A 24,652-nucleotide genomic window follows, 5' to 3' on the forward strand; every position below is an offset into this window, starting at 1 on the left:
CCCCGTCCTGATCCTCGGTCCCGGGAGCGGTGCAGGAGCGGCTGCGCGAGCGGCCGACCCACCGCACGAAGGCATTCCCCGTTGCGAAATACTCTTCCGATGAGTTCACGCACCTTCCCGATCAGCCGGCCGATCACGATACGGAGGGCTGTCGCACGGGATGCCAAACGGCTCACGCGACTCGTGCGTGGCTCGGGCGCCTACGAGGGTAAGTACGCGGCCGCGGTCGCCGGCTACCGGGTCGGTCCCGATTACATCGAGGCCCACCGCGTCTTTGTGGCCGTCGGCGCCGACGAGCATGGAGGCCGGGTCCTCGGGTTCTACTCGCTCATCCTCGCGCCACCGGAACTCGACCTGCTGTTCGTCGCCGACGACGTGCAAGGACGGGGTATCGGACGGCTGCTCGTCACGCACATGCAGTCGGAGGCCCGTGCCGCCGGGATCGACCGCGTCAAGGTCGTGTCGCATGTTCCCGCCGAGGACTTCTACCACCGCGCAGGTGCGGTGCGGATCGGGACCGCGCCCGCGAACCCACCCGCCGTGCCGTGGAACCGTCCAGAATTCGAGTTCCGCCTTTCTTCGGGTTGACGCGGTGCGCCGGTTCGCAGGCCACCCGGCCGGCGGACGGCATGGGGGTATTGCGTGTGCTCCTGGCGATATCGGCCGGCCAGGAGCGGAGGCGGATGTGGCTTGCGGGCGGGTTCTCACCTGCCGGGCCGCGCTTTAGGCTGCGACCGCTTCGAAATCCGGCGATCTTTTGGAGGGTGTGCAGGATGAACCGAGCTGTCATGACCGCATGGGCGGCAGCAGCGTTGGTCGTGTCCGGGGGCAGCACCACCGCCTCCGCGTACGATGCCCCGCCGCGAACCACGCACGGTCCTTGTCAGTACACCCAGACACCGGACGAGCCGGCGGCGCGGCCGGTTCCCCTGCCGCCCGACCCACGGCACACCCCCGGTCACGGCACGGTCGACATGGCTGTCCCCACCAGCCAGGGCCCGCTCCCGCTGCGTCTGGACCGGGCGGAGGCGCCGTGCACGGTGCAGAGCTTCGTGCACCTGGCGCGGCACCGGTTCTACGACCGCACGGTGTGCCATCGGCTGACGGCGTATCCGACGCTGAAGGTCCTGCAGTGTGGCGACCCGACCGGCACCGGCGAGGGTGGGCCGGGGTACGCGTACAAGGACGAGCTGCCGGTGGACCTGCCGCCGGCACCGAGCGATCCGACCGGCACCCGTCGCCTTTACGGGCGTGGTCTGCTGGCGATGGCCAACGCCGGGCCGAACACGAACGGTTCGCAGTTCTTCGTCGTCTACGGCGACTCCGCGCTGCGACCGAACTACACGGTGTTCGGCACGGTCGGTGCCGCCGGCCTGAAGACGCTCGACAAGATCGCTGCTGGCGGAATCGAGCCAACCACGCAGGAACCGGCGCCTGTCGACGGCACACCCGTACTGAGGACCGAACTGCTCAGCGTCCGGCCGTCCTGTCGCCCCTGATGAACTGCACTGCGGTCACCGTGGGTCCAGCCACGCGCCTGGTCGAAAGATGTCCGTCATGGCCAGATACCGCCCCTGCTCCGGTGTCCCTCCCGTGGGGTCGTAGATGCCCAGGTCCTTGCCGACGTGCGTGATCGGCCGGCCCGTGGTGCGGACCTCGCGGAAGGCCCGCTCACGGAACTCCTCCGGGCATGTGCGTGGTGCCGGCACTGCTCGTGGTTCTCCTTCGGGCCAGGGGCATGAGCCTGGCTTCGCAAACTCCACGGATCACCGCCTTACCGCACAGCCGGACGATTCCGCATCCGGCGCGTGCGCGCCGGATGCGCGTCGGTTCGGGTTTTGCGTCAGGAGGGGATGATCTGCCACTGCTGCTGGGCGAGGGCGGTGTAAGTCCACTGGTTGATGGCGGCTCCGTCGGCGGTGGAGCCGCTGTCGACGTTGAGGGACAGGCCGCTGAGCCGGTTGGTGAGGAGGTAGTAGCCGTCGCCGGTGGGGGTGATGGCCCAGTGCTGCTGGGGGGCGGTGGCGTCGCTCCAGATGTCGGCGGTGCCGCCGTTCACCCGGGAGAGTCCGCCGATCTCCATGAGTGTGCCGCTGTTGACGTTGCGGATCTTGTAGTAGCCGTTGTCCGCCGGGGCGATGGTCCACTTCTGGTTGGAGTGGTTCTGCCAGGGCCACTGGATGATGGGAGTGTTGTTGGTGGTGTCGGCTTTCGAGACGTCGGCGACCTTGCCGCTGTGGCGGGCGACGAGGCGGTACACGGTGCCGTTGCTGGGGAAGAGGGGGGTTCCCTGGGTGGGCGTCGCGGTGCGGCCGCCGATGCGCAGGTTGCCGATGTTGGCGTAGCCACCGGTCGCGGCGGTGACCTGGATGCGGACGAAGGCGGCGCTCACAGCCGGCCATTCGATGAACTTGGTGGTGCGATTGCCGGCCCAGGAGGCGGTGGCGACCTGGGTGAAGGTGACACCGTCGGTGCTCGTGGAGATGGTGCAGGCGGTGATGTCGCCGTCGGTGCTGTTGTTGCGGTTCCACTGCTTGGGCAGGTACTCCAGGCCGGAGATGTTGCTCCATGCGCCGCCGAGGTCGATGGTGATGCTCTGCGGCAGCGGCAGGCTCCAGGTGGACCAGCAGGTCTCGAAGTTCTTGTCGCTGAGGCCGTCGATGGCGTTCATGGGGCCTTCGCCGGTGTGGTAGGCGGTGGCGTAGGCGGCCACGGGGGTGACCGGGTGTTCGACGCGCAGCATCTGGGTGGGCAGGGGCGGCCGGGTGGTGCTGGGGCCGCCCCAGGCGGAGCCGACGTCGGAGAGCCGCTTGACTATGTTGTCGTCCAGCACACCGTTGCGGTTGGGCGGGCAGTTGAGGATGAACGAGGTGTACTTGGGCTCCAGGTCCCCCAGGTGGGAGATGATGTCCTGCTGGCTCAGCAGCGACTCCGTCGGTGTCGTCGGGTGCCAGAACCACCCGTTGCTGATCGTCTGACCCTGCAGCGAGGCGTAGGTGTTGCCGGTCGGTGAGGTGATGCCGAGGGGCTCCTCGAAGTAGATGGCATCGCCGAGGAAGGGGACCGACAGCCCGCCGTGGTCGATCATCACGATGTCGGGCTGCAGGGACTTCACACGTTCCCTGATGCGCTGGTAGGGGACGGCCTGCTGGCCCATCTGCCAGGCGTAGCCGTCCGTGATGAACATGTCGATGGTGCCGTAGTTGGTGAGCAGTTCGGTGATCTGGTTGAGGATGTAGGTGATGTCGCCGGGCTGGACGGCCTGGTCGGAGGCGACGTTGTGGCGGGTGTCGTAGGCCTGCACGTCGTAGGTGCGGTCCCAGATGGAGAAGTACAGGCCGACCTTCAGGTTCTGGGCCCGGAAGGCGGTCACGTACTGCGCGACGATGTCGTGCTTGTAGGAGCTGTTGGCGACGTTGTATTTGTTGTAGGCGCTGGGCCACAGGCAGAAGCCGTCATGGTGCTTGGTGGTCAGCACCCCGTACTTCATCTGCGCCGCCGCCGCGGCCGCCGCCCACTGGGCGCAGTCGACCGCCGTGGGCGCGAAGCGGGTGGGGTCCTGGTTCGGGGTGGCCCACTCCTCGTTGGTGAACGTGCCCATGTTGAAGTGGTTGAACATGCCGAAGCGCATGTCCACCAGGTTGCTGAGATTGGTCTGCATGTCCGCGGCGGCCGCCTGGGGGAGCAGGCGGGAGAAGCCGGGAAGCACGGGCAGGGTGCTCGCGGCCACAGCGGCGCCCGCGGCGCTCAGCAGGGTACGACGGGACAGTCTTCTTCCTGACGGCATGGGCGTACTCCCGGGGTGTCCGGCGGCTCTGAGATGCCGGGATGAGGCGGTTGGGGCGGCAGCCCGAGGGCCTGCGGTCCCAACCGCTGCACGCGCGGCCTTCCCTGTGGGCTGCGGGTGCCGAATGTTACGCATGAAGTTCGGTGACGTGGCTGCCCGGTGTCAACAGGTGCGCGGATGAATGTACTCAGGAACGGAGCAGAGGAGACCATTTGCTCTGGTTGAGTGGTATTCGTTCTTCCGGAGACATGCCATGTTTCGCAAAGGGTGGAGCGCGGCACTCCCTACCCGAAGGCGCCGGCGGGATCCCCGGCCCCGGGGTTGGCTGCGACGCCGACCGGGCATGGCTTGCTGGAGTCCGCCGGCTCGGGATGCCCGCTCCGGCACGAGCACTCACAGAGTATGACCGCAAGGGTCAGTGCATCACGGATGCGCATCATTCATGGGATGGATAGATCGTCGACAGGTCACCTGGCGGGCTTTCTGCCGACTCGCGTCTGTCTTGTTCAGCGAACTTTCCGTTGCCATCTAGACAGCATCGTTGATCGGTGTCTATAAACATCCCATCTCTCTGGGAGTGACACACAGCAGTTGCACCGGCGAAACGTCTCCCGCTCCGGGACCAGCGCGAGGAATACACCGATGAGACTCAGAACCGCCTTCTGTTCCGCCGCCTCCGCCCTGTCCGCCCTGGCGCTGCTCAGCGCCTGCAGCAGCGGCTCGGGCAGTGCGTCCGCGTCGAGCGACACGCCGCTGGTCGGCGTCGACTACCCGCGTTCCGACACCGACTTCTGGAACTCGTACATCAAGTACACGCCCGAGTTCGCCAAGAAGCTGGGCCTGGACCTGAAGACCACGAACTCGCAGAACGACGTCGCCAAGCTCACCGCCAACGCGCAGACGTTCATCAGCCAGGGCGTCAAGGGCCTCGCGATGGCCCCGCAGGACACCGCGGCCATCGCGCCGACGCTGGCGCAGTTGCAGGCGAAGAAAATCCCGGTCGTCACCGTGGACACCCGCCCGGACAGCGGCAAGGTGTTCATGGTGGTGCGGGCCGACAACCGCGCGTACGGCGAGAAGGCCTGCCAGTACCTGGGCACGAAGCTGAGCGGCAAGGGCCAGGTCGTGATGCTGGAGGGCGGACTCGACTCCATCAACGGCCGTGACCGCACCGAGGCGTTCAACGACTGCATGAAGAAGAACTACCCCGGCATCAAGGTGTTCGGCGAGGCCACCAACTGGGACGGAGCCGTCGCCGCACAGAAGCTGCAGACCGACCTGACCGCCCACCCGGACATCAAGGGCATCTACATGGAGTCCAGCTTCGCCCTGTCCGGCACCCTCCAGGTACTCAAGCAGAAGGGGCTGCTGGTCGGTCCCAAGGACAAGAAGCACGTCTTCGTCGTGTCCAACGACGGCATCCCGGAGGAACTCAAGTCCATCGCCGCCGGGAAGATCGACGCCACGGTCTCGCAGCCGGCCGACCTCTACGCCAAGTACGCCCTGTACTACCTGAAGGCCGCGATCGACGGGAAGACGTTCAAGCCCGGCAAGACCGACCACAACAGCACCATCATCCAGGTCCGCGACGGTCTGCTCGAGGACCAGCTCTCCGCCCCCCTTGTCACCGCCGACGGCGGCACCTACGGGGGCGTGCCCAGCGTGAAGAGCGACGACCCGTCACTGTGGGGCAACAACCTCGGCTGACCCGTCCCCTCAAGCACCCAGCGGCTAACGAGAACAAGGCGGTTGAGATGAGCGACGGGGAGCGAACAGTCACCCCCGCGACCGCTCCGGCGGACGACGGGCGGGCCCCCGCGGTACCGCCCGTCGTCGAGGCGGCGGGCATAGTCAAACGATTCGGTCCGACGGTGGCCCTGAACGGCGCCCGGATCACCATCAGGCCCGGCGAGACCCACGCGCTCGTCGGCCGCAACGGGGCCGGCAAGTCGACCCTGGTGTCCGTCCTCACGGGCCTGCACGCCCCGGACGAAGGCACGGTCACCTTCGGCGGCAGCCCCGCCCCGCGACTCGCGGACCGTGACGCCTGGCGACAGCGCGTGGCCTGCGTCTACCAGAAGTCGACGATCATCCCCACGCTGACCGTCGCCGAGAACCTCTTCCTGAACCGGCACGACCACGGCCCCAGCCGGCTGATCAGCTGGGCGGGCGTACGCCGCCGGGCCCAGGAACTGCTGTCGACCTGGTCGGTGGACGTCGATCCGCAGAGTCCTGCGGGTGAACTCAGCGTAGAGCAGAGGCAGTTCGTGGAGATCGCCCGGGCGCTGTCCTTCGGCGCCCGGTTCATCGTCCTCGACGAGCCCACCGCACAGCTCGACGCGGCGGCGATCAACCGGCTCTTCGACCGGATCCGCGACCTGCAGAGCCAGGGCGTGACCTTCCTGTTCATCAGTCACCATCTCCAGGAGGTCTACGAGATCTGCGACATGGTGACGGTGTTCCGGGACGCCCGGCACATCGTGACCGCCCCGGTCGCGGAGCTTCCGCGCACCGAGCTGGTCGCCGCCATGACCGGCGAGGCGGCGGCCGACCGGCGGCAGGAACGCCGCAGCAGCGCGGACCACGGCGCCGCACCCGCGCTGTCGGTGCGCGCGCTGGGCAGTGGCGACACCTACACCGACGTCACCTTCCGGGTGGGCGCCGGGGAGATTGTCGGCCTCGCGGGCGCCGCCGCCAGCGGTCGCACGGAGGTCGCCGAGACCGTCGTAGGACTGCGGGCCGCGGCGACCGGAGCGGTGGAGATCGCCGGGCGTCGGCCGCGGCCGGGCAGTGTGCCCGCGGCGCTCGCCGCCGGGGCCGGGTTCGTGCCGCAGGACCGGCACCACCAGGGCTTCGTGCCCGACATGTCGATCGCCGACAACGCCACGCTGTCCGTGCCCAAGCGGCTCGGCAGGAACGGCTTCCTCGGCCGAGGCCGCCGGGACCGGCTCGCCGACAACATGATCGAGAAACTGGCGATCAAGACGCCCGGACCCGAGCTCCCCGTATCCGCGCTCTCGGGTGGCAACCAGCAGAAGGTCGTCATGGCCCGCGCCCTGGCGGACGACCCCCGACTGCTGGTGCTGATCAACCCGACCGCGGGCGTGGACGTGCGCTCCAAGGAGTTCCTCCTCGACAAGGTCGAGGAGACCGCCGAGTCCGGCACCGGGGTGCTGATCGCCTCCGACGAACTCGACGACCTGCGCATGTGTGACCGGGTCCTGGTGATGTTCCAGGGCCGAGTGACGACAGAGATAGCCCGCGGCTGGCACGACCACGATCTCGTGGCCGCGATGGAAGGAGTGGACCTCGATGCCTGAAACCGTCCTCGCGGACGCCGCCGCCAAGGCAGTGGACCTCAAGCAGAAGCGGATCGTGCTGTTCGGCGGCCGGATCCCGCTGGCCCGGCTGCGTGACCTGGCGCTCGTCCCGGCGATCGTCGTCATCGCGGTCGTGGGCCAGATCGTCAACCCGGTCTTCCTGCAGGCCGACAACCTCATCAACGTCCTGCAGACCATGTCCGAGATGGCCCTGCTGGTCCTCGCCCAGACGATGATCCTGATCGTCAAGAAGATGGACCTGTCCCTGGAGTCCACCATGGGCCTCGCGCCCGGCGTCGCGGCCTGGCTGGTCGTCCCCGCCGGCGCCGGACACGGACTCGGACTGCTCCCCGGCGCCTGGTCGATCCCCGTCACCCTCGCCGTGGGCGTACTCGTCGGCGTGATCAACGCCCTGCTGATCATCCGCTTCGGCCTCAACGGCTTCATCGTCACCCTCGGCATGCTCATCGTCCTGCGCGGCATCCTCACCGGCATCTCCGGCGGTCAGACCTTCTTCCAGCTGCCGCAGTCGATGCTCTACATCGGCACCGCCGAATGGTTCGGCATGCCCGCCTCCATCTGGATCTGCCTGGCCCTGTTCGCCGTTGCCATCGTGGTGCTCGGCTGGACCAGCTTCGGCCGTTCCCTGTACGCCATCGGCGGTAACGTCGACGCCGCTAAGGCGGCCGGCATCCGCACCGACCGGGTGCTGTGGATCGTCATCGTGAGCGGCAGCGTGCTCGCCGCCCTCGCCGGTCTGATGCTCTCCGGACGGCTGGCCTCGGTCGCCTCCGCTCAGGGCAACGGCTACATCTTCACGGTCTTCGCCGCCGCCGTCATCGGTGGGATCAGTCTCAACGGCGGCAAGGGCACCATGTTCGGCGCGTTCTGCGGCATCCTGCTGCTCTTCATGATCCAGAACGTGCTCACGCTGGCCGGCGTCCCCGCCCAGTGGATCGGCGCCCTCAACGGCCTGATCATCCTGGTCGCTCTCGCCATCTCCCGCATCACGGGCGGCAAGGTCCAGGAGTGACCCGGGCGGCCCCGCCGACCGCCCGCCCTCCGCTGCGTTCATGTCTCGTCGCAAGGGGACCGATCCCCCTGCCCCTCACAGGAGTTGCCGCCATGTCCTCCCCCGTTCCCGCATCCGCCCGCATCACCGCCCTGGACGTCCTGGACGTGCGGTTCCCGACCTCCGAACACCTCGACGGCTCGGACGCCATGAACCCCGAGCCCGACTACTCCGCCGCCTACGTGATCCTGCGCACCGATGCGGGTGACGGGCTGGAGGGCCACGCCCTCGCCTTCACCACGGGCCGCGGCAACGACGCCCAGGCCGCCGCCATCGCCACCCTCGCCCCGCACGTGGTGGGCCTGTCGGTGGAGGAGGTCTGCTCCGACCTCGGCGCCTTCTCCCGCTCCCTGGTCCACGATCCCCAACTGCGCTGGCTGGGACCGGAGAAGGGCGCCATCCACATGGCGACCGGAGCCGTCGTCAACGCCGCCTGGGACCTCGCGGCCAAGCGCGCGGGCAAGCCCGTGTGGCGCTTCCTCGGCGAGATGTCACCCGAGGAGCTGGTCGCCCAGGTCGACTTCCGCTGGCTGTCCGACGCCCTCACCCCCGAGGACGCGCTTGAGATCCTGCGCCGCGCCGAACCGGGCCGCGAAGAGCGCATCGCCCAGCTGCTCGACCGGGGCTACCCCGCCTACACCACCACCCCCGGCTGGCTCGGCTACTCCGACGAGAAGCTCGCCCGCCTCGCCCGCGAGGCCGTCGCCGACGGCTTCACCCAGATCAAGCTGAAGGTCGGCGCGTCCCTGGAGGACGACGTACGGCGCCTGCGCGTGGCCCGCGAGACCGTCGGTCCGGACATCCGCATCGCCGTCGACGCCAACCAGAGATGGGACGTCCAGCCCGCCATCGACTGGATGCGCGAACTGGCCCCCTACGACCCGTACTGGATCGAGGAGCCCACCTCACCCGACGACATCCTCGGCCACGCCGCCGTCCGCAGAGCCGTCGCCCCCATCAAGGTCGCCACCGGCGAACACATCGCCAACCGGGTCGTCTTCAAACAACTCCTGCAGGCCGGCGCGGTCGACATCGTCCAGATCGACTCCGCCCGGGTCGGCGGCGTCAACGAGAACATCGCCATCCTGCTGCTCGCCGCCAAGTTCGGCGTCCCGGTCTGCCCGCACGCCGGCGGCGTCGGACTGTGCGAGATGGTCCAGCACCTGTCGATGTTCGACTACGTCGCCGTCTCCACCACCACCGAGGACCGTGTCATCGAATACGTCGACCACCTCCACGAGCACTTCGTCGACCCGGTCCGCATCGCCGACGGCCACTACCTCGCCCCCGCTCTCCCCGGCCTCGGCGCCCAGATGCACCCCGACTCCCTGAAGGAGTACGCCTACCCCGACGGCCCGGTCTGGTCCGCCCGTGTCTGAGCTGCTGCCCCTGGTCGACGCCCATCACCACGTGTGGGACCTGGACCGCCGGCCCCAGCCCTGGCTCGACGAACCCGGTCACGAACCGATCCGCCGCAGCCACGGCATCGACGACCTGCGCACGGCCGCCACCCGGATCATCGCCGGACGGTCGCTGACGAGCACGGTGGTCGTCCAGTGCGTCGCCTCCGTCGCGGAGACGATGGAGCTGGTGGACCTCGCAGACCAGGAACCGCTGGTCGGCGCGGTCGTCGGCTGGGCGGACCTGACCTCCCCCGCCATCGGGGACGTACTCGACGAAGTGCGCTCCCGGCCGGGAGGCCGGTACCTGCGGGCCCTGCGCCACCTCGTGCAGGGCGAATCCGACCCGGAGTGGCTGCAGCAGCCGGCCGTCGAACGGGGCCTGCGCGCCGTACAGGACCGCGGCCTCGGCTACGACGTGCTCATCCGCAGCCATCAGTTCCCCCAGGCGATCCGCCTCGCCCAGCGCTTCCCGGACCTCCCGCTGGTCCTGGACCACGCCGGCAAACCGCCCATCGGCCGCCACTCACTCACCGACTGGGCCCGCGAGATCCGTGTGCTCGCGGGCCGTCCCCAGGTGCGGTGCAAGGTCTCCGGACTGATCACCGAGGCCGACCACCACAAGTGGACCGTCGAGGACATCCGCCCCGTCTGGGAGACCCTGATGGCCGCCTTCGGCCCCGACCGGCTGATGTTCGGCTCCGACTGGCCCGTCTGCGTCCTGGCCGGAGGCTGGAACCGCTGGGCCGTCACCGTCGAGCAACTGCTGGACGACTGCTCCCCGCAGGAGAAACAGGCGGTGCTCTGCGACACGTCGACCGCCTTCTACCGGCTGTCCGAGAACGAGAAGTAAGGAGAGGACTCCGTGCTGCTGACCGAACTGCTGCACCCCGGCATCCTCGAGGCGCTCGCCGGCGCCGGCCACGGTGCCCGCGTGCTGCTCGCCGACGGCCACTACCCCGCGAGCACCGCAACCGGTGAACGGGCCAGGACCGTCCACCTCAACCTCGCGCCGGGCATCCTGGACGTCACCACCGTCCTGGACGTGCTGCTGCGCTCTCTGCCCGTGGAGTCGGCGCAGGTGATGGTGCCTCCCGAGGGCGAACCGGAGCCGCCGGCCATCGCCGAGTACCGCTCCATGCTGGCGCCCGTCCCGGTCGACACGCTCGGGCGCTTCGAGTTCTACGACGCCGCCCGGTCGCCCGACCTGGCACTGGCCATCGTCACCGCCGACACCCGTACCTACGCCAACCTGCTGCTGACCATCGGCGTCCGCGCTGAAGGGACCCTGACCACACGATGACTCTCGCCGTCCGTTACGCCTCCGCCCGCACCCTGGACACCGCATCCGTCCAGACCGCGCCGCCCGGCCCCGGTGAGGTGGAGATCGCGCCCGCCTACGTCGGTATCTGCGGCACCGATCTGCACATCTTCCACGGCGACATGGACGCCCGGGTGTCCGCGCCCGCCGTCCTGGGGCACGAGATGTCCGGCCGGATCGTCCGCGTCGGCGAAGGCGTCGAGGACTGGACGCCCGGTGACGCGGTCACCGTGATGCCGCTGCGCTGGGACGACACCTGCCCCGCCTGCCAGGGCGGCCACCAGCACATCTGCCAGCACCTCGACTTCATCGGCATCGACTCACCCGGTGCCATGCAACAGCGCTGGACCGTGTCCGCCTCCACTCTCATACGGCTGCCCGACTCCCTGCCCCTGGATCAGGCGGCGCTCGTCGAGCCGACCGCGGTCGCGGTGCACGACGCGGGCCGCGCCCAGGTCGCCGACGGCGAGAAGATCGTCGTGGTCGGCGGCGGCCCGGTCGGCATCCTCATCGCCCTGGTCGCGCAGGCCGCCGGCGCCGAGGTGCGTGTGGTGGAACTCAACGCCCACCGCAGGTCGCTCGCCGAGGAGTTGGGGCTGAGCACCTGGGACCCTGCCGCCGTCGACGTGACCGCCCTGGTCGGAGAGTGGACCGCCGACGCGGGCGCCGACGTCGCCTTCGAGGTCTCCGGCGCGGCAGGAGGCGTGGACACAGCCGTCGACGTCCTCGGCGTGCGCGGCCGGCTGTGCCTGGTGGCGATCCACCCCCGGCCCCGCGAGGTGAACCTGCACCGCTTCTTCTGGCGCGAACTCACCCTCGTCGGCGCCCGCCTGTACGACCGCTCCGACTTCGAGAAGGCCGTGACCCTGGTCGCCGACGGCACCATTCCCGCCGACCGACTGATCACCAAGATCGTGCCCCTGACCGAGGCACCGGCCGCCTTCGACGCACTGGAGAGCGGCGGCGACGTGATGAAGATCCTCCTGGACTGCACCGACGACTCGACGGGAGCGAGCGCATGACCGCCTTCGACCTCACCGGCAAGCTCGCCGTCGTCACCGGGGCCCGCCGCGGCATCGGCCGCGCCATGGCCCGCGCGCTCGCCGAAGCCGGCGCCGACGTCATCGGCGTCAGCGCGTCGCTGGAGGAGACCGGCAGCGACGTGGAGAAGGACGTCACCGCCACCGGTCGTACCTTCGAGGCGATCCGCACCGACTTCGCCGACCCCCACGCCGTCCGCGCTCTGGGCGAGAACCTCGCCGGGCGCCGGCGGCCGGTGGACATCCTGGTCAACAACGCCGGCACGATCCGCCGCACCCCGGCCGCCCAGCACAGCGACGCCGACTGGGAGCTGGTCCTCCAGGTCAACCTCAACGCCCAGTTCGCCCTCGCCCGTGCCGTCGGCGCCACCATGGTGGCCCGCGGCCAGGGCAAGGTCATCTTCACCGCCTCCCTGCTCAGCTTCCAGGGCGGCATCACCGTCCCCGGCTACACCGCCGCCAAACACGGCATCGCCGGACTGACCAAGGCACTCGCCAACGAGTGGGCCCCGCACGGCGTCAACGTCAACGCCATCGCCCCCGGCTACATCGCCACCGACAACACCCAGGCCCTCCAGGACGACCCCGCCCGCAGCAGAGCCATCCTCGACCGCATCCCGGCCGCACGCTGGGGCAAAGCCGACGACCTCGCCGGAGCCGCCGTCTTCCTCGCCTCCCCGGCCGCCGACTACATCCACGGCACGATCCTGCCCGTCGACGGCGGATGGCTCGGCAGATGACCGGCACCCACCTGGCCTCCGTGCTGGCCGGCGCCCGTCTCATGCCGGTACTGACGGTGCCCTCCGCCGCGAGCGCCGGTCCGCTGGCCGACGCCCTCGCGGCGGGCGGCGCCCGCTGCGCCGAGGTCACCTTCCGCACCCCCGACGCCGAGCAGGCGCTCAAGACGATGGCCGCCCACGGTGGCCTGGTCGTCGGCGCCGGCACCGTGCTCACGCCCGAGCAGGCCGAGCGGGCTGTGGCGGCCGGAGCCCGTTTCGTCGTCTCTCCCGGCTTCGACGAGGACGTCGTCGCCAAGTGCCGGGAGCTGGCGGTGCCCGTCGTGCCCGGCATCGCCTCCGCCACCGAACTGATGCGCGCCCTGCGGGCCGGCCTCGACACCGTCAAGCTCTTCCCCGCCGAACCGCTCGGCGGCATCCCGATGCTGCGCGCCCTCGCGGCACCCTTCCCCCAGGCACGGTTCGTGCCGACGGGCGGCATCGACGCTCCGCGCCTGCCCGCCTATCTGTCCCACCCGGCGGTCCTCGCCGTCGGCGGCAGCTGGATGGCCACCGCTTTCCACCTTGAGCGGGGCGAGTACGGGGAGATCCGCCGGCTGACCGCCGAGGCCGTGCACGGGAGCGCGCCGTGACCGACGTGGTAGCCCTCGGCGAGGTGATGCTCCGCTTCGATCCGGGCGAGGGCAGGATCCGCACCGCCCGCACCTTCCAGGTCTGGGAAGGCGGTGGCGAGTACAACGTCGTACGCGGACTGCGGCGCTGCTTCGGCCTGCGCACGGCCGTTGTGACCGCCCTGGCCGACAACGAGGTCGGGCGGCTGGTCGAGGACCTGATCCTCCAGGGTGGAGTCGACACCTCCATGATCCGCTGGGTGTCCGCGGACGGCATCGGCCGCGGCGCGCGCAACGGCCTGAACTTCGTCGAGCGCGGCTTCGGCATCCGGGGCGCGCTGGGCGTCAGCGACCGCGCGGGCACGGCCGTCTCGCAGCTGCGCAAAGAAGACGTCGACTGGGACGCGGTCTTCTCCTCCGGCCCGCGCTGGTTCCACACCGGCGGCATCTTCGCCGGCCTGTCCGACACCACCGTGGACGTCGCGGACGAGGCCATGACGGCCGCCCGGCGGCACGGTGTGACGGTGTCCTACGACCCCAACTACCGCCCCAGTCTCTGGGACGGCCGGGGCGGCGCGGACCGGGCACGCGAGGTCGACCTGCGGCTCGCCCGCCACGCCGACATCGTCGTGGGCGCCCTGGGCCTGGCGGGACCGTGCCCAGGGGCGCTGCGGGTCGAGGCGGACGAGGTGCAGGACGCCCTCGTTGCAGTGGCCGGGCTCCTGCCGCAGGCGGAGGTGCTCGCGACGACCGTGCGGAAAGTGCCCAGCGCCGGGGTCAACGACTGGTCCTCGGCCGCCTGGTCGGCCCGGACCGGGTTCGTCCGTGGCCCGCAGACGTCCGGCCTGCACGTCCTGGACCGCATCGGCTCGGGCGACGCGTTCGCGGCCGGGCTGATCTACGGACTGCTCACGCTCGACGGCGAGGAGGGCGGCTCGGCGGCTCGCGCCAGGCCCACGGCGAACCTCGACGCCGCCCGCCTGCAACGCGCTCTGGCCTACGGCACCGTCCACGGCGCACTGGCCATGACCACGCCCGGTGACGTCTCCATGGCCTCACTCGCCGAGGTCGAGGCGCTCATGGCCGGTGGCACGGCCGCCGTCAGAAGATGACCGGCCCGCAGCCGGCCGCACCGAACCGCACCACCACAGGAGCACAGTTGACACACCGGGCCATGGGACAGAGGAAGATCACGAACACGTCCGTCGAACTCACGGAACTCGGCTTCGGGGCCTCCGTGATCGGCAACCTCTACCGAGTCACCCCTCCGCACGACGCCCAGGCCGCGGTCGAGGCGGCCTGGGAGGCCGGCATCCGGTACTTCGACACGGCACCGCACTACGGGCTCGGTCTCTCCGAGCGACGCCTGGGGGCCGCTCTGCGGAACCGTCCACGCGACGCGTACGTCGTCTCCTCCAAGGTCGGCCGACTGCTCGTCCCCAACGAGCGGCCGCGGGGCGTCGACAGCGAAGGCTTCGTGGTGCGGGACGACCTGCGCAGGCAGTGGGACTTCAGCCGGGACGGAGTACTCCGCTCCATCGAGGCGACCTTGGAACGCACCGGCCTGGACCGCCTGGACGTCGTCTACCTGCACGATCCCGACGACCACTGGAGGCAGGCCGCCGAGGAGGCCATGCCCGCGCTCGCGGACCTGCGCGACCAGGGGGTGATCGGCGCGATCGGCGCCGGAATGAACCAGTCGGCGATGCTCGCCCGCTTCCTGCGCGAGACCGCAGCCGACGTGGTGATGCTCGCGGGGCGCTACACCCTCCTCGACCAGTCCGCCCTGGACGACGTCCTGCCCGCCGCGCTGGAACTCGGCAAGAGCGTGGTGGCCGTGGGGGTGTTCAACTCGGGACTGCTCTCCCGCGACCGCCCCGCGGCGGGCATGAAGTACGACTACCAGGACGCCCCGGCCGAGCTGGTCACGCGCGCTCTGGCCATCACCGAGGTCTGTGCCGCGCACGGCACGAGCCTGCCGGCCGCGGCGATCGCCTTCCCCCTCACGCATCCCGCCGTCATCAACGTCACCCTCGGGATGCGGAATCCGGACCAGGTCGCACGGAACGTGGAACTCCACCGCCGGCACGTTCCCGACGGCCTCTGGGACGATCTCCGCGCCCAGGGGCTGGTCCGGTCGGACGTGCTCGCGGCGAGCGGCCCCGGAAGGAGTCCGCGGTGTCTTTGACGGACAAGGCCATAGACCAGATCCGTGAGCTGATCCGCACGGGCGCGCTGCCCCCGGGTTCTAAACTGCCGCCGGAGCCGGACCTGGCCGCCCAGCTGGGGCTGTCGCGCAACCTGGCCCGGGAAGCGGTCAAGGCGCTGGCCGTCGCGCGGGTCCTGGAGGTCCGCCGCGGCGACGGCACGTACGTCACCAGCCTGCAGCCGAGCCTGCTGCTGGAGGGCCTGGGAGGGGCGGTGGAACTGCTGCAGGGCGACTCGGCCGCGCTGCAGGACCTCATGGAGGTACGACGGCTGCTCGAACCGGTCGCCACCGCCCTGGCCGCCACCCGCATCTCCGACGAGCAACTGGCCGAGATCAAGCGGCACCTGGACGCCATGCGCGAGGCACGCGACGACGTCGAACGGCTCAACTCCCATGATGCCGCCTTCCACCGCGCGGTCATCTCGGCCACGGGCAACGAAACCCTCCTCACCCTCCTGGAAGGCATCTCCGGCCGCACCCTGCGCGCCCGTATCTGGCGCGGCCTGGTCGACACCCAGGCCTCGGACCGCACCCTCGCCGAACACGAGGCGATCTTCAACGCCCTGACCACCCGCGACGCCACCCTGAGCCAGGCCGCCGCACAGTTGCACGTGAGCAACACCGAACAGTGGCTCAGGGAACACCTGCGCTCCGGCGAGGCCCCTTCCCTTCGGTAGACGCCGGTGACGTCGAGCAGAGCCGGCGGCGGCCGGGAGCGGGCGGACTACGCCGTCGAGCGGGCCCGGCGCCGGTACCAGCTCGCCGAGCCCCAAAGCCGGCTGGTGGCGCGGGAACGGAGCGCAGCCGGGAAGCCGCGCTGCGCGGGCGGCAACCACTGGGCGACACCGGCGGCCGTGGGCAACGCCGCGGTGGCTCACCCGGCGACGATCTGCCACTCCTGGTTGCTGCCGGTGTTGGGCGGCCACTGGATGAGCGGGGTGCCGTCGGCCGTGTAGCCGTTCTGGGCGTCTGCACACATCCCGCTCTTGACGTTGACGAGTCGGTGGTAGCCGCTCGTGGCCGGGACCAGCTTCCACCACTGGTGTGCTCCGGCGGTGTCCGTCGACTGGTCGAGCGTTTGGCCCTGCGTGGTCGACCCATCGGGGCTCTCGAGGAGCTTGCCGCTCTTGGCACACGCCAGGCGGAAGGATCCGTCGTGGTTGGGCAGAAACCGCCACTGCTGGTTGGTGCCGGTGTTCCACGTCCAGATGATGGCGGGGGCGCCGTCGGCGGTCGAGCCGTTCCGCTCGAGGAGCGCGAGGTCGATGGTGGAGGTGTTGCCGTTCTGCCGTGCGATGAGCTCGCTCGTGGACAGCTGTCGATCGGTGGGGGAGACGTTCAGGTCGATGCTGGAGCGGTCGTACATCGCCTGGTGCAGGGGGGCGTGCCCGGCGAGCAGGGTGGCGTAGTCGGCGGTCAGCCCGGCCAGGGCGGTCTGCAGGGGCTGGCTGTTCCAGCCGGTGGAGGTCTCGTACCGGCCGAGCTTGGTCAGCAGCAGCACCTTGGTGGCCCGGGCGACCACGAGGGTGGATCCGCCGGCGGTGACGGAGGAGCCGGTGCCGCTGACGACGACGCGGGTGACGCCTTCGTAGCCGTAGGCGCCGCCGGCGGGGTAGGTGCCGCGCAGGTTCAGGTAGCCGTCGCCGTTGCTCACCGTCGCGGTGGTGGAGAAGGAGACGCTGGAGGGCACACCGTCGAGGGCGGTGTTCACGCTGAGGGTGGTGTCGACGGTGCGGCCGGTGGCGGGCAGCAGTTCGTGGACGATGACCTGGTCGGCGCGGGAGACGAAGGCGTGGCGCTTCCAGGTGCCGTACTGGTCGGTCCAGGTGTGGGTGACCTCGCCGGTGCGGAAGTCGGTGACGCGGGCGAAGTCGTTGACGGTGGTCATGCCCGGGGTGTCCAGCCGCAGTTCGTATCCGGGATGGTAGGTCTGCGTCCAGCGCAGGCTCCAGCCGGACGCGAAGGTCGTCTGCGCTCCGGAGTAGTCACCGGCCAGCGCCTTGTCCCGCACGGACGCCAGCCGGTCCGCGATCACCGGTGGCGACATGGTGCGGGTGCCGTTGGGCAGCACGAACCGGTGATGGTTGAAGATCATCTTCTCGAGTGTCGGCGCACCGTAGTACACGGCGCCGTACTCGCCGTTGCCGGTCACGAAGCCGTCGGTCCACGCCGACGCGGTGGCGGTGTCGTGGATGCCCCGGTCGGGGAGCGTGACCTGGGGCGGCACGGCGGCGGCCGCCCTGCCGGCGCAGAGACCGGGCAGCGCGACGGCTCCTGCGGCCATGGCGGCTGCGGTCAGGAACCGTCTGCGGTCGAGCGGCAGGTCGTGAGGCCCCATGGCGCTGATCCTTTGCGTGTCGACGGAGGGGGAAGCGATGGGGTTGCGGGCGTGGTGCCGGGCCACCCTGCGGCCCGGCACCACGGTCCGCCGTATCAGAGCGCGACGAGTTGCCAGTCCTGGTTGGCGCCGTCGTTCATGGGCCACTGGATCACATAGGCGCTGTCGGCGGTCGCGCCGTCCTTGACGTCGACGCACCATCCGGTACGAACGTTGACGAGCCGGTGATAGCCGCTGGTCTTGGAGGGGACCAGCGTCCACGACTGGTTGTCGGCCGAGGCGTCGGTCGCCTGGTCGAGGAGGGCGCCCTGGGCGGAGCCGCTGGGGCTCTCCAGGGCCTTACCGCTCTTGACGCAGATCAGCCGGAAGGAGCCGTCGGTGTTCGGCACCAGCCTCCACTGCTGGTTGGTGCTGCTGGTGCCGCCCCAGGGGTACTGGATGATGTCGGCGCCGTCGAGGGTCGAGGCGTCCTTGACGTCCATCACCTTGCCGCTGTTGCGGTTGACCAGCTTGAAGGTGCCCAGGTCCGCGGCGAAGGGCCGGTCGTAGACCTCCAGGTTGCGGACGGAGGCCCACACGCCGGAGGGCAGGCCGGTGACCGTGACCCGGACGTACCGCGCCTGCGCCTGGAAGACGGCGATCTGAACCTGGCTGGTGCTGGTCGTTGCCGTGTTGTCGACGAGGGTGGTCCAGGTGGTGTTGTCCGTGGAGCCCTCGATCCGGTACCGGTAGTTGGTCTTGTCCAGCTCCCAGGCGATGCGGGTGCCGGTGAGGGAGCGCGTCGAGCCGAGGTCGACCTTCAGCCAGTGACCGGTGTTGCCGTTGTTCGCGCACCAGCGGGTGGAGGTGGATCCGTCGACGGCCTTGGCCGCGTAGTTGCCCTTGGAGGTCTCCTCGCTGTCGGCGGTGGCGGTCTTGCCGGCGGCGATGTCGGCGGGTTGCACGGACCGGTCCAGCGTGACACCGACGACGCTGTCCTGGGGGTGGGTGGTGCGGTCGATGCCGCTGATGGCGACCCGGCCGTCACCGCCGACCGTGTAGGAGAGGGTGGCGCCGGAGCGTACGTCGAAGACGCGGGTGACTTGAGCGTCCCCGATCGACGGGGTGGTGAAGGAGGTGCCGCTGTAGCCGGGGAGCAGGTGGGCGTAGAAGGTGTTGTCCTTGTACGTGAAGCCGTACTGGCCGTCGACCGGGTTCCACGGGCCGCCGCGGGTCCCGTAGACGGACTGGCCGCAGGCGCTCATGAAGGTGCCGATCTGGCGCAGCAGGTTCGCCTGCCCGGAGGAGACGGTGCCGTGCCGGTCCGGGCCTATGTTGACCATCGCGGTCATGTTGCGCACCCAGCAGTTGACCAGGATGTTCATCGCGGTGCTGTAGCTCATCACCTTGCCGTCGGAGTTGTAGCCCCAGGAGCTGCCGACGGTGAAGACCTTCTCGACGAGGTTGCCGGTGCGTATCGCCCCGGTGGGTGCCCCGGACCCCTCGTCGTTGATGTAGTCGCCCATCCAGCCGGACCGCAGGTTGGCGACGATGTCGGGCTGGTGCTTGCGTACCATGCCCATCAGCCCCAGCGGCTTGCCACTGGCGTCGGTCTCGCCGTAGGCGGCGTCCACCGGCCACTGGTTGGCGGTGTCCCGGTACTGGCCGGGCTCCCAGAAGAACGCCGCGTCGGCGTCGCTGCCCTTCTCCGCCAGCCAGCCGCCGTCCCACCACAGGTCGTCGATCACGCCGTACTGGGTGACCAGCTCCTTGACCGACTCGTACACCTCGGTCTTCATGATCCGCGCGTTCTCCTTGTGCGCGGGATCGGTGGTGTAGTTCCACGGGTTGGAGGCGCAGTTGGTGCCGGTGACGTCGTAGTAGCCGGGGTAGCGCCAGTTGATCGGCGAGTAGTACAGGCCCACCTTCAGTCCGGCCGCCCGCACCGCCGCGACGTAGTCCTTGACGAAGTCCCTGTTCAGTGGGGCCTGTCCGGAGTTCCAGCTGTTCGGGTGGTTCAGCGGCCACAGTGCGAAGCCGTCGTGGTGACGCGTCGTGAGCGTCACGTACTTCGCCCCGAAGTCCTTGGCCAACTGCGCCCAGGCCGTCGGGTCGTAGGCGTCCGCGGTGAACTGCTCACTGGTGGCGTCGGTGACGTACTTCTGGTAGTCGGACGGCGTGATGGGGGCGTTGTGCATCCACCACTCGCCCTTGGCCGGGCCCGAGTACACACCCCAGTGGATGAACATGCCCAGCTTGGCGTCCTGCAGCCACTGGATCTTGGAGTCGGGCTGCTGCTCCAGGCCCATGTCGGTCGTGGGGATGCGCAGGGGCGGGAGCGGCAGGGGGGCGGTGACCGTCGCGGCGTACGCGGGCGTCGTCAGCGCGACGGAGCCGACTGCGGCGGCCACCGTCATGGCCGCCATGCCGGCGAGCACCGATCTGCGCGAGATGGATTCCGGCAACGTGGTTCCTCCTGTTTGATCGTCGGAATGGCGCCCGGGGGCAGCGGCCTTGGGGTAGGCGGCGGCGCGGCTCGACCGGTGGGTCCGGGGAGCCGTGAGAGTCCTGCTCTCCATCTGACTCCGCCCGAAGACATTGGATGGATTAACGAATACGCCTGGCGCTTCTGTCTAGAGTTGTGCCGCAGGTTTTCTGCGCAGTACTTGCGGGGGCCCTGCGGGTGCCTCGGTGATCGAGCTAAACATAGGACGTATTCGCGGGCATGGTTCAGGCGTGGGGGATCGAGGTCGGCTTCGCTCGAAGCGTTGACGAGGCCTCTGTCGGGCCCTACCGTGCTCCAGCAGAAACGCACACCTTCTGACATTTCTCAAAGTTCCCGGGTGGCTGAGCCGCCACCCGAGAGGAGCCGAACCCGGCACCGGCCCGGCCCTCCAGCCGGCTTCCCATGAAGGAACCCCCATGGTCCGTCGTATCTGCTTGCTTCTGTCGGCCGTCCTCATGGGCGTGCTCGGACTCGTGGCCGCCGGTGCACCCGCACTGGCCGCCTCGGTCACCGTCACCAACGCGACCCAGTTCACCGACACCACCGGAGCCGTGGTCCACGCCCACGGCGGTGGCGTCATCAAGGTCGGCTCCTACTACTACTGGTTCGGCGAGAACCGCCACTCCGACAACTCCTTCAAGTCCGTCTCGGTCTACCGGTCGACCGACCTGAAGACCTGGGAGTTCCGCAACAACGTCCTCACGCAGAGCAGCGCCGCCGAACTCACCTCCGCCAACATCGAGCGGCCCAAGGTCATCTACAACAGCACCACCGGCAAGTACGTCATGTGGATGCACAAGGAACTGGCCACCGACTACACCCAGGCCCGCGTCGCCGTAGCGGTGTCGGACACGGTCGACGGCGCCTACACCTACCTGGGCAGCTTCCGGCCGCTCGGCATCACCTCGCGGGACATGACGCTGTACAAGGACACCGACGGCTCGGCCTACCTGGTCTCCTCCGCCAACGAGAACGCCGACCTCGACATCTTCAAGCTCACCGCCGACTACACCGGGGTCACCAGCCTGGTCGCCAACCCGTGGCCCGGCACCTACCGCGAGGCTCCGGCACTGTTCAAGCGGGGCGGTGTCTACTTCATGCTCACCTCGGGCAACAGCGGCTGGAAGCCCAACCAGCAGAGATACGCCACCGCCACCAGCCTGGCCGGCCCGTGGACGGCCATGACGGACGTCGGCAACGACACCGCCTACGGATCCCAGACGGCCTTCGTCCTCCCCGTCCAGGGCACCGCCGGCACCTCCTACCTGTACATGGGTGACCGCTGGGGCAACTCCATGGGCGGCACGGTCGAGGACTCCCCATACGTCTGGCTGCCGCTGACCTTCCCCACCAACACCACCATGGACCTGCCGTGGTACCCGCAGATCGCCGTCGACACGGCGGCCGGAACCGTCACCGGTGTGGGCGGCGGCCCGTACTACACCCTCGTCGCCCGGCACAGCGGCAGGTGCGTCGACGTCTCGGACAACTCGGCCGCCGACAGCGCGGTCATCGTGCAGTACGACTGCAACGGCGGCCTCAACCAGCAGTGGCGGCTCACCGACGCCGGCGGCGGTTACGTCCAGGTCGTCGCCGAGCACAGCGGCAAGTGCCTGGACGTCTCGAACGCCTCCACCGCGGACGGCGCCTACGTCAACCAGTACAAGTGCACCACCGGCACCAACCAGCAGTGGCTCTTCCAGGATCAGGGCAACGGCTACTACCACCTCGTCGCCCGGCACAGCGGCAAGTGCCTGGACGTGAAGGACGCGTCCGCGGCCAACGGAGCCCGGTTCATCCAGTGGCCCTGCGGCACCGGCACCAATCAGCAGTTCCTGGAGCGCACCGCCTGAGCGGACACACGCCGTGGTCAGGGACATGCCTCACCGCGTTCGTCGCTCGTGTCGTACACGTTCCCGCGGCGGGCTGATCAGCAAGATCCACCTCGCCTGCGACGGACGGGGCCGGCCGTTGGCCTTCACCGTCACGGCCACACGCATCGCGGTTCGACCGGGCCGACCGCCGTCGGCGCGGCAAGTCGCAGCTCAAGGCCGTCCTCATCCGTGCCGATCCGCAGCCGAGGGAGGAACCGGCCGGGCTGGGCAACGCAGTGCTCTTCCGCACCTGCGCAAGGCTTGCCCGTCTGGGCAGTGGGGCGTCCTTGGGGCGCTGTGCGGGGTCAGCCCCGTCGAGCGCTCCTCGGGCAGTCGGCAGTAGCGTCGCATGAACCGGGGCGGCGAGCGGCAAGCGTACGCGGGTCTGAGGGGCCGCCCAGTTGGTGATCGCTGTGTGGGAGGCGGGTGATACGGCGAGGTCCCGCCGGCCTCGCCACGAGACCGCTACGCGGAGCCACGAGACGACGAAGCCGCACCGGAGCGCTCCGGTGCGGCTTCGTCGTGAGATCGGCTGAGCAGTGAGGGCGCCGCGCACTCTGGCGACTCTGGACGAGGTCCACACTGGTGATCATGTCAGCGACTGCTCCAAGCGCTACACGTCGCAGGAGTAGAGCAGCGGCAGCGCGATGCCGTCCGGCGCTGTGCGACCCCGCGCTACGCGCGCACGCGCACTTGGATCGGCGAGTGTGAGGCCGGTGTCGGCGAGCGGATTCGCGACCAGTTCCGCAACTGCGTACGCCGTTGGCTGGGCCGATTCCTCGGTGCGAAGTCGACGGTCCGGGTAAGTGCGGCCACGGGGCGCTGTCCGGTGCTGAATCGCCGGCCTTCGCTGCGCTGGTTCTGAATGTGAGCCCGCCTGCGTCGGTGCACTGTGTGCGGATCAGCGGACGATCGAGATCGCGAAGGGCGCAAATCCGGTGGAACGGATCACGTGCGGTACGAACAGTATTGCGGCCTCCGTGGCGCGGGCGCTCTGGATTCCGCCGAGATCGGTGATCCACGCCTTTTGCCAGCCGAGGTCGGTGAGCAGTTCGCGGACGGTTTGCTTGGCCTGCGGGTCGTCGCCGGAGAGGAACGCGGTCGGTGCCTGGGTGAGTGTGTCCGGTGCGGTCATCACCGGGAAGAGCATGGTGTTGAGGGTTTTGACGACGCGTGTTTCGGGGAGCGCTTCCTGGAGTTGTTCGGCGAGGCTCGAGCCAGGGTGGATCAGGTCGGCGGGCAGTCCGTCCGGTCCGTCGACGGTGGCGTTGGAGACGTCGACGAGGATCTTGTCGCGCAGCTCCTCGCGCAGGGCGGCGAGCCGATCCAGCGATCCGGCGCCCGGCGTGGCGTTGATGACGATCCGGGCTGTGCGGGTCGCGTCGGCGGCGGCGCCCGGCGCGCGGCCGGCCACGGTCACCTCATGTCCTGCCCGGGTGAGGGCTGTGGCGAGGTTGCCGCCGACGCGGCCGTTTCCGAGAACTGCGATCTCAGGCATGGTGATCTGGTTCCTCCGTGCGTGCGGGGTGTGGTGCGCGGTCAGCGGGAGAGGGTGGCGACGGCTTGGTCATGGATGCCCGGCGCGGCGGCCAGGAAGCTCTCGCTCCGCGGGGTCCAGGGGTGGCCCTCGGCGTCGGAGATCCGTCCGCCGGCCTCGGTGACGAGCAGTGCCCCGGGCAGCAGGTCCGCGCGGGCGCCGGCGAACTGCCAGAAGGCGTCGATCCGGCCGGCGGCCACGTTCAGCAGGTGCAGGGTCGCGGGCACGGCGGTGCGGACGACGAGTGCGTCGAAGAGCATCGCGGTGATGGAGGAGCCGACGCGCCGCACGACGTCGTCGTCCTCGTCCGGCCGGGCCTGGCTGGTGGCCACGATGCCCAGGCCGAGGTCCGCGGTCTGCGAGACGCGCAGCGGCCGACCGTCCAGGTGGGCGCCCGCGCCGGTGCGCGCGGTGTAGGTCTCACCGGTCAACGGCAGGTGGACCGCGGCGAGCACCGGCTGGTTGTCCCGTACGAGGGTGGCGGTCACCGCCCACTCCGGCAGGCCGTGCAGGTGGTTGACGTTGCCTTCGGCCGGATCCACGACCCACCACTCGCCGGGCGGCAGCGCCCCGCCGCCCAGCTCGTCCTCCACCCACCCCGCGTCCGGGCGCAGGTGGGTCAGGCGGGGGCGCAGGATGTCCAGTGCCGTGTCGTCGTTGGCGGCGAGCGCGCGCATCAGCTCTTCGCGGGTCTGGTAGCGGACCACCGCGCCGAAGCGCTCGCGCAGCGCGGAACCGGCCGCACGTACGGCGGCCGCTGTCTGGTCGAGCAGGTCGGCGTCCGAGGCGGCGGCGTGCCTGGCGGTGGTGCTGGCGGCGGAGACCGTGGTCTTCGGCGTTGCGGGCATGGCGAACTCCCTTGTAAGTGCGGGGTGGTGAGGCCGTTCGGGCCGAGCTGAGTGCTTTGTGAGGCGCTCTGGT

Annotated in this window: 22 protein-coding genes and 1 pseudogene; 17 read left to right on the forward strand and 6 right to left on the reverse strand. The window is 69.7% G+C overall.

The annotated features are described in order from the left end of the window. The first annotated feature begins 99 nt into the window (after nucleotides 1–99). Nucleotides 100–588 (forward strand): GNAT family N-acetyltransferase, encoded by a 489-nt coding sequence (locus tag ACFY0F_RS20190; protein WP_388795719.1) that lies wholly within the window; start codon nucleotides 100–102, stop codon nucleotides 586–588. A 386-nt stretch (nucleotides 589–974) separates the two neighbouring features. Next, nucleotides 975–1,499 (forward strand): peptidylprolyl isomerase, encoded by a 525-nt coding sequence (locus ACFY0F_RS20195; protein ID WP_388795722.1) that lies wholly within the window; start codon nucleotides 975–977, stop codon nucleotides 1,497–1,499. A 15-nt stretch (nucleotides 1,500–1,514) separates the two neighbouring features. Here the strand turns inward: ACFY0F_RS20195 and ACFY0F_RS20200 are convergent, their stop codons facing one another. Together ACFY0F_RS20200 and ACFY0F_RS20205 are read right to left on the reverse strand one after the other, a co-directional pair. Further along, nucleotides 1,515–1,709 (reverse strand): hypothetical protein, encoded by a 195-nt coding sequence (locus tag ACFY0F_RS20200; RefSeq protein WP_388795725.1) that lies wholly within the window; start codon nucleotides 1,707–1,709, stop codon nucleotides 1,515–1,517. Nucleotides 1,710–1,843: 134 nt separating this feature from the next. Further along, the gene (locus ACFY0F_RS20205; protein WP_388795728.1) at nucleotides 1,844–3,787 is read right to left on the reverse strand and encodes an RICIN domain-containing protein; all 1,944 of its coding nucleotides are present in this window, start codon (nucleotides 3,785–3,787) and stop codon (nucleotides 1,844–1,846) included. A gap of 642 nt (nucleotides 3,788–4,429) precedes the next feature. Between ACFY0F_RS20205 and ACFY0F_RS20210 the strand changes: the two genes are divergently transcribed. From ACFY0F_RS20210 to ACFY0F_RS20270, 13 genes are all read left to right on the forward strand, one after another. Next, nucleotides 4,430–5,494, forward strand: a complete 1,065-nt coding sequence (locus ACFY0F_RS20210; RefSeq protein WP_388795731.1) for a sugar ABC transporter substrate-binding protein — start codon at nucleotides 4,430–4,432, stop codon at nucleotides 5,492–5,494. Between the two features lie 47 nt (nucleotides 5,495–5,541). Further along, nucleotides 5,542–7,107 (forward strand): sugar ABC transporter ATP-binding protein, encoded by a 1,566-nt coding sequence (locus tag ACFY0F_RS20215; protein ID WP_388795734.1) that lies wholly within the window; start codon nucleotides 5,542–5,544, stop codon nucleotides 7,105–7,107. After that, entirely contained in the window at nucleotides 7,100–8,140 is a 1,041-nt protein-coding gene (locus ACFY0F_RS20220) for an ABC transporter permease (RefSeq protein WP_388795737.1), read from the forward strand. The genes ACFY0F_RS20215 and ACFY0F_RS20220 overlap by 8 nt, the downstream gene beginning before the upstream one ends. A gap of 92 nt (nucleotides 8,141–8,232) precedes the next feature. Beyond that, on the forward strand, nucleotides 8,233–9,558 hold the full coding sequence (locus ACFY0F_RS20225) for an L-fuconate dehydratase (RefSeq protein WP_388795740.1): 1,326 nt from the start codon (nucleotides 8,233–8,235) through the stop codon (nucleotides 9,556–9,558). Beyond that, a complete protein-coding gene (locus ACFY0F_RS20230) occupies nucleotides 9,551–10,432 on the forward strand; it encodes an amidohydrolase family protein (protein ID WP_388795743.1) in 882 nt (293 codons plus the stop codon). Before ACFY0F_RS20225 ends, ACFY0F_RS20230 begins: the two co-directional genes overlap by 8 nt. 12 nt (nucleotides 10,433–10,444) lie before the next feature. Then, a complete protein-coding gene (locus ACFY0F_RS20235; RefSeq protein ID WP_388795746.1) occupies nucleotides 10,445–10,882 on the forward strand; it encodes an RbsD/FucU domain-containing protein in 438 nt (145 codons plus the stop codon). Next, the gene (locus tag ACFY0F_RS20240) at nucleotides 10,879–11,922 is read left to right on the forward strand and encodes a zinc-binding dehydrogenase (RefSeq protein WP_388795749.1); all 1,044 of its coding nucleotides are present in this window, start codon (nucleotides 10,879–10,881) and stop codon (nucleotides 11,920–11,922) included. The genes ACFY0F_RS20235 and ACFY0F_RS20240 overlap by 4 nt, the downstream gene beginning before the upstream one ends. Beyond that, nucleotides 11,919–12,680, forward strand: a complete 762-nt coding sequence (locus ACFY0F_RS20245; protein WP_388795752.1) for an SDR family oxidoreductase — start codon at nucleotides 11,919–11,921, stop codon at nucleotides 12,678–12,680. Before ACFY0F_RS20240 ends, ACFY0F_RS20245 begins: the two co-directional genes overlap by 4 nt. After that, nucleotides 12,677–13,309, forward strand: coding sequence for a bifunctional 4-hydroxy-2-oxoglutarate aldolase/2-dehydro-3-deoxy-phosphogluconate aldolase (locus ACFY0F_RS20250; RefSeq protein WP_388795755.1), 633 nt, complete (start codon nucleotides 12,677–12,679; stop codon nucleotides 13,307–13,309). Before ACFY0F_RS20245 ends, ACFY0F_RS20250 begins: the two co-directional genes overlap by 4 nt. Then, the gene (locus tag ACFY0F_RS20255; RefSeq protein WP_388795758.1) at nucleotides 13,306–14,400 is read left to right on the forward strand and encodes a PfkB family carbohydrate kinase; all 1,095 of its coding nucleotides are present in this window, start codon (nucleotides 13,306–13,308) and stop codon (nucleotides 14,398–14,400) included. The genes ACFY0F_RS20250 and ACFY0F_RS20255 overlap by 4 nt, the downstream gene beginning before the upstream one ends. A gap of 62 nt (nucleotides 14,401–14,462) precedes the next feature. After that, complete coding sequence (locus ACFY0F_RS20260; protein WP_388795761.1) at nucleotides 14,463–15,476, forward strand: aldo/keto reductase; 1,014 nt, start codon at nucleotides 14,463–14,465, stop codon at nucleotides 15,474–15,476. Next, complete coding sequence (locus ACFY0F_RS20265) at nucleotides 15,467–16,174, forward strand: FadR/GntR family transcriptional regulator (RefSeq protein WP_388795764.1); 708 nt, start codon at nucleotides 15,467–15,469, stop codon at nucleotides 16,172–16,174. The genes ACFY0F_RS20260 and ACFY0F_RS20265 overlap by 10 nt, the downstream gene beginning before the upstream one ends. Before the next feature lie 6 nt (nucleotides 16,175–16,180). Further along, nucleotides 16,181–16,453: a hypothetical protein gene (locus ACFY0F_RS20270; RefSeq protein ID WP_388795767.1), complete on the forward strand. Its 273-nt coding sequence runs from the start codon at nucleotides 16,181–16,183 to the stop codon at nucleotides 16,451–16,453. Here ACFY0F_RS20270 and ACFY0F_RS20275 read toward each other — a convergent pair. Next, nucleotides 16,372–17,835 (reverse strand): RICIN domain-containing protein, encoded by a 1,464-nt coding sequence (locus ACFY0F_RS20275; RefSeq protein ID WP_388795769.1) that lies wholly within the window; start codon nucleotides 17,833–17,835, stop codon nucleotides 16,372–16,374. The genes ACFY0F_RS20270 and ACFY0F_RS20275 overlap by 82 nt on opposite strands. A gap of 95 nt (nucleotides 17,836–17,930) precedes the next feature. Continuing rightward, a complete protein-coding gene (locus ACFY0F_RS20280) occupies nucleotides 17,931–20,279 on the reverse strand; it encodes an alpha-L-fucosidase (RefSeq protein ID WP_388795772.1) in 2,349 nt (782 codons plus the stop codon). A gap of 457 nt (nucleotides 20,280–20,736) precedes the next feature. On the opposite strand from ACFY0F_RS20280, the gene ACFY0F_RS20285 reads away from it, so the two are divergent. Then, complete coding sequence (locus ACFY0F_RS20285) at nucleotides 20,737–22,173, forward strand: RICIN domain-containing protein (protein WP_388795775.1); 1,437 nt, start codon at nucleotides 20,737–20,739, stop codon at nucleotides 22,171–22,173. Nucleotides 22,174–22,231: 58 nt separating this feature from the next. Continuing rightward, a pseudogene (locus ACFY0F_RS20290) lies at nucleotides 22,232–22,309 on the forward strand (IS5/IS1182 family transposase); the annotation flags it as partial. A gap of 786 nt (nucleotides 22,310–23,095) precedes the next feature. Here the strand turns inward: ACFY0F_RS20290 and ACFY0F_RS20295 are convergent. Both ACFY0F_RS20295 and ACFY0F_RS20300 read right to left on the reverse strand, forming a co-directional pair. Beyond that, a complete protein-coding gene (locus ACFY0F_RS20295) occupies nucleotides 23,096–23,692 on the reverse strand; it encodes an NADPH-dependent F420 reductase (RefSeq protein WP_388795778.1) in 597 nt (198 codons plus the stop codon). 41 nt (nucleotides 23,693–23,733) lie between these two features. Further along, nucleotides 23,734–24,579, reverse strand: coding sequence for an inositol monophosphatase family protein (locus ACFY0F_RS20300; protein ID WP_388795781.1), 846 nt, complete (start codon nucleotides 24,577–24,579; stop codon nucleotides 23,734–23,736). Nucleotides 24,580–24,652: the final 73 nt, after the last annotated feature.

The sequence above is a fragment of the Streptomyces sp. NPDC001544 genome (assembly GCF_042894285.1).
Taxonomy (GTDB): Bacteria; Actinomycetota; Actinomycetes; order Streptomycetales; family Streptomycetaceae; genus Streptomyces.